Source organism: Paenibacillus forsythiae T98, assembly GCF_000520735.1.
Taxonomy (GTDB): Bacteria; Bacillota; Bacilli; order Paenibacillales; family Paenibacillaceae; genus Paenibacillus_AQ; species Paenibacillus_AQ forsythiae.
Genome location: NZ_ASSC01000306.1, coordinates 1 through 4958 on the forward strand (window position 1 = coordinate 1; position 4958 = coordinate 4958).

Annotated in this window: 5 protein-coding genes and 1 pseudogene; 3 read left to right on the forward strand and 3 right to left on the reverse strand. The window is 52.8% G+C overall.

What is annotated here, in order from left to right:
- Both L692_RS30580 and L692_RS0110045 read right to left on the reverse strand, forming a co-directional pair.
- Positions 1–383: pseudogene (locus L692_RS30580) on the reverse strand (DUF2271 domain-containing protein); the annotation flags it as partial.
- A gap of 103 nt (positions 384–486) precedes the next feature.
- Complete coding sequence (locus tag L692_RS0110045; protein WP_025699505.1) at positions 487–1233, reverse strand: FadR/GntR family transcriptional regulator; 747 nt, start codon at positions 1231–1233, stop codon at positions 487–489.
- A gap of 306 nt (positions 1234–1539) precedes the next feature.
- Between L692_RS0110045 and L692_RS0110050 the strand changes: the two genes are divergently transcribed.
- Together L692_RS0110050 and L692_RS0110055 are read left to right on the forward strand one after the other, a co-directional pair.
- Positions 1540–2661, forward strand: coding sequence for an ABC transporter substrate-binding protein (locus L692_RS0110050; RefSeq protein ID WP_025699507.1), 1122 nt, complete (start codon positions 1540–1542; stop codon positions 2659–2661).
- Positions 2662–2791: 130 nt separating this feature from the next.
- The gene (locus L692_RS0110055) at positions 2792–3529 is read left to right on the forward strand and encodes a class I SAM-dependent methyltransferase (RefSeq protein ID WP_025699509.1); all 738 of its coding nucleotides are present in this window, start codon (positions 2792–2794) and stop codon (positions 3527–3529) included.
- A gap of 22 nt (positions 3530–3551) precedes the next feature.
- Here the strand turns inward: L692_RS0110055 and L692_RS0110060 are convergent, their stop codons facing one another.
- Positions 3552–4382, reverse strand: coding sequence for a helix-turn-helix transcriptional regulator (locus L692_RS0110060; RefSeq protein ID WP_025699512.1), 831 nt, complete (start codon positions 4380–4382; stop codon positions 3552–3554).
- Positions 4383–4517: 135 nt separating this feature from the next.
- Here L692_RS0110060 and L692_RS0110065 point away from each other — a divergent pair.
- Positions 4518–4958 (forward strand): MFS transporter (locus L692_RS0110065; RefSeq protein ID WP_025699513.1); only part of this gene is annotated, 441 nt, incomplete at its 3' end.

Consider the following 4958-nt stretch of genomic DNA (forward strand, 5'->3'; position numbering starts at 1 on the left):
GTCGGGATGGCCTCCGGCCGCAGCTTATATCCTCCGGAGGCGATAAAGCGGGTGGCATACAGCGTTCTGACAAACCGGCCGCTGCCATCCTCCACCCATACAGCGAACTGATTGGTGGCGATTCCGTCCTGGCGGACAAATGGAAATGAAATTTCCAGCGTCCGGGACGCCTCTCCGGGCTGCGTCGGCCGGGCGGACGCTCCCTGCTCTCCGGCGGCGAATGATCCGCCCGGGGAAGCGGCCGGCGACGGGCCGGCGGCTCCGCCCGGAAGCGAGGCTGCCGCCTGGCTGCCCGGTGTCTGGCCGCCGCCGCCGCAGGCCGTCGCCAGCGGCACAAGAAGAAGCGCCGTCAGCAGCAGCCCGGCCCCCTTAATCATCTTCATGACAGAGTCACTCCTTTCCGCAAAATAGCCCCACAAAGTAAATCCTGCTCTTCGATGCTTATTCCAGGTACTTTGCAGGGACGCCGATAGGCTTATCAAAGCGCTATTCCCCTTTGCCGTCGAAATCCTCCTTCAGCTTGTCCACGTCCAGCGAAGCCCGGATGTGCAGAATATGCTCTCTCATCGCCGCATACGCAGCTTCGCTATCCCGCTGCTCGACGGCAAGAACAATGCTGCCGTGATAAGCGACCGATTCTTCAATGTGAAGCGGGTTCACGGTATATTTTCCATCAAAAATATGACGGCTCTGGCCTGCATGGCGGACGGTATCGATGATTTGCAGGAAGAAGTTGTTATGAGCGGCTGCGGCGATTCCCAGATGCACTTCATTGTCGCATGCCAGCACGGCCTGGATGTCCGCCTCCTTCTCCGCATAGCGGCGCACCGTTTCTTCGTGCCTGCGCATAGCCTCCCTGATCTTGTCCAGATCCTCGTCCGTACGGTTGATGGCAGCCAGCCTGGCCGCATCGGCCTCCAGCAGAACCCTCGCTTCAAAAATCTCCTCGATCAGCGAACGGTCAAACAAGCGGTACGTCCGGATGATCTTGCCGATCACGCCGGGATTATACTCGCTGACGAACGTGCCTCCTCCCTGGCGGGCCTCCAGAATGCCCAGCGTCGACAATGCGGAAATCGCTTCGCGCAGCGGAACCCGGCTGACGCCAAGCCTGCCTGATAATTCGCGTTCATTGGTCAGCTTATCGCCGGATTTCAGCTCGCCGTTCTCAATTTTGTCCAAAATATGCTGAATTACGTATTCTCTGATGTTCTGTTTCTCTCCCGGCGGCATAGGGCTTGCTCCTCTGCATAACAAAATGGTTATACCAATGCTGGCATAACCATTTTACCGCTGCTCTAATTGTCCGGTCAAGAAGAGCGGGAAGGCTCTTCCACATACATGAATAATCACCGAAAGTTTGTGTATATACCTTTAATTTCAATAATCATATATTAGTATATATACGATTAAATTAATATATTTTAGACATATTTAACTCATTGATTTATAGAAATTGCTCTTATATAATGATCACTAATATTAACTAAAACAAACCAAACAATGTTTCAAGCGCATTGGGAATCAGGGGGAAATGGAATGAAAAACAAGCGAGTCTTATTCACACTGCTGCTGTGTATGCTTCTGCTGGCGCTTCCGCTCTACGGCTGCGGGAAGGCAACGGACACGGCGGGGAGCAATACCCAGGCATCGGAGCAGCCGTCCGCTCCACCTGCCGAACCGGCAACGTATACCATTGTCGACCAATTGGGCCGCACGGTGGAAATACCCAAGAAGGTTGAACGGATCGTCGCCCTTCAGCATCACACGCTCGATATTATGCTTGAGCTTCATGCCCAGGACAAGCTGGTTGGCGTATTAAGCGATTGGGAGGGTCTGCTTGGAAGCTATGTAGCCGATGTGTATCCGGGAATCAAGGATTTGCCGAACCCGGGCAAGATCTCCGAATTGAACGTGGAAGCTGTCGCGAGCCTTAAGCCGGATGTCGTCTTCGTGTCCAACCAGGTTCCGAAGGAGACGCTTACGCAGCTTGAACAGTTGGGCATCCCTGCCGTGGGAATTACTTTGTATGTCGCGGATAAAGAGCAGGCATCGACCATTAACCCGAATCTTGTCAACCCGGACGAGGCTTATACCGAGGGGCTGAAGCAGGCGATCCAACTGATCGGCCAAGTTACGGGAACCGAAGATAAAGCCGCGGAATTATGGGATTATGTTGTCAGCAACCGGACCATCGTGTCCAAGCATCTGAGCGAGGTGCCGGAGCAGGACCGGATCAAGGTCTATATGGCCAACGAGAACATGTACACTTACGGCACAGGCAAATATGTCGGTGTAGCCATGGCCAAGGCGGGGGCCCGCAACGTCGCGGAGACGATTAAAGGGTACAAGCAGGTCAGCGTGGAGCAGGTGGCCAAGTGGAATCCTGAAGTCATCTTTGTGCAGAGCCGCTACGCCTCGGTGCTGGATGAAATACGCAGCGACAAAGCCTGGTCCGAAATCGATGCCGTCAAGAATAACAAGCTGATTATCGCGCCGGATTATACGAAGCCCTGGGGCAATCCTACTCCGGAATCCATGGCTCTGGGTGAAATTTGGCTGGCCAAAACCTTATACCCGGATGCGTTTAAAGATGTGGATCTGAATGCAATGGTTCAGCAGTTCTACCAAACCTTCTACGGCATTGATTATAAAGAATAGCTCATTACCGGTCACTGCTTCGAAATGTTAGCGCATCTCGCGGCAGTGATTTTATTTTTTTGCAAACGGGAGGAAAAGCTGCATAGCCGGGATTGAAGAAACGTTATTAATAAAAGGAGCTGAGTATATAATGCAGGAACGAATTAATAATTACTGGACAGATCGGGCCAATGATTTCAGCGAGCTGCGTCTGCATGACTTCAACAGCGGTCTGCGCGGGAAATACACCGAGGTCATCAAGGAGCATCTGCCGAAGCTGGATTCGCCGAGAGTATTGGATCTGGGTACGGGGGCCGGGTTCTTCTCCTTTATCATGAAGGATCTGGGCTGCATGGTGACCGGTATTGATTATTCGAGCGCCATGCTGGCCAAGGCCGAAGTCAACGCCGCCAAGCTGGGGTATAGCGGGATCGTCTACCGGCAAATGGACGCCCAGGATCTGAGCTTCCCTGACGAAAGCTTCGATTTCATCATCACCCGCAATGTCACCTGGACGCTGCCCGATCCCTACAAGGCGTACAGCGAAATGTGCCGCGTGCTTGCTCCCGGAGGCGGGATATTAAATTTTGACGCCAACTATGGCCAAGCCTTCAATGAAGCCGATGAAAAGGGAGAGCAGCTGTGCCATCCGACACAAACGGCCGAACAGCTCCGGGAACGCAACGACATTGCCAAATCCCTGTATATTTGCGAGAAGACGCGCCCGCAGTGGGATGCGGAGGTGCTGATCTCGCTCGGCATGAACTATATCGAGATGGATCTGGATATCATCCGGCGGATCAGCGACGAGGCCAACACCGACGCTAGATACTCCACCATTTCCCGGAGCGTGACCTCCTCGCTGTTCATGGTCTATGCGCGAAAATAGTGTGGAACAGCGCGAGGCGCCATCAGTCCACCAGCAAGCTGCGCAGCTTCTCCAGCGTTTCTTCCGTCTCGGGCATATGCACCGTCACCAACAAATCCGGCGCGTCGCTAACCTGAAATGAAAGGTGCCCGAGAATAAGCTCTCCCGCGACAGGGTGGTGAAGAACCTTTCTTCCCTCTGGCGTATCCAGAACGTCATGGCGCGGCCACCATTCCCTGAATTCCCCGCTCTCCCTGGACAGTTTATCGATCATTTGGGACCACCACGGGTCATCGATAAACCTTCCATAGGAGGCGCGGAATTGGGCCAGCCGCCTCTGCCCATGCTCCTCCCAACAATCCAGCAGCTCCCTCATATACGATGATGTGAATATACGCCAAACCGAATTGCGCTCAAGCACCGACATCTTGTTATAATCTCCAAACACCGCGCATGCCGCCCGGTTCCAGGCAATAAAATCCCATCTGAGATTCGTCACATACGCCGGACTCGGATTCTGATAGTCAAGAAATTGCTGAACCGACGGACTTACATAGTAAAGGTCATGCTTGTTGTCTAACGGAAGGGTCTGCTCGGCCAGCAGAAACAGGTGCCTTCTCTCGCTGAAGCTCAGTTGCAGCACCCTTGCCAACTCCTCCAGAACCCGTGATGATACACGTATATCCCTGCCTTGCTCCAACCAGGTATACCAATCCACGCTCACTCCCGCTAATTGAGCCACTTCTTCACGCCTCAGACCCGCCGTTCGCCTTCTTCTTCCCAGTGGCAACCCAAGCTGTTCAGGACGCAGCCGGGCTCGTCTTATCTTTAGAAAATTCCCGAGCTGCTTATTGCGTGCCAATTCCGTATCCATCATACGATCCTCCAGGTTAAATAAGGTAGGAGCGCCAATCCCCTGATCCGGCCTTCTCTGGCTGCTCTTCTGTTCCTATTATACTATGTTAGAAGTTTTACGTTTTAATCCAATCTTGATCTTGGGGGGATCGTAATGAAAAGAATGCTGTGGACTATTTTGATAATGGCTACTGGAGCTACACTCTCTTCGCCGCTGTATCCTTTATATCAGGAACAGTTTCACTTGAGCAGCCTCGAAATCACCTTGTTATTTGCTGTTTATGCCGTGTTTCTTCTGCCTACGCTATTAATAGCGGGACCAGTAGCCAACGTCCGGGGATTAAAAAAAGTAACCTTAAGCGGCGTTGCTGCTTCGATTGTATCAGCTATCCTGTTCATGGCAGGCAATCAGGCCTGGACACTTTATTTGGCCCGGATTTTTGAAGGTATCGGGTTTGGCACATTCATGGGAACCGCTACAACCTTTTTGTTACAGCAGACTCCAAAGGCCAGAGCGGTCAAGGCATTGCCTTTATCCAGCATGGCCGTCATGCTCGGATTTGGACTGGGACCGGCGATTAGCGGCTTTTTTCTT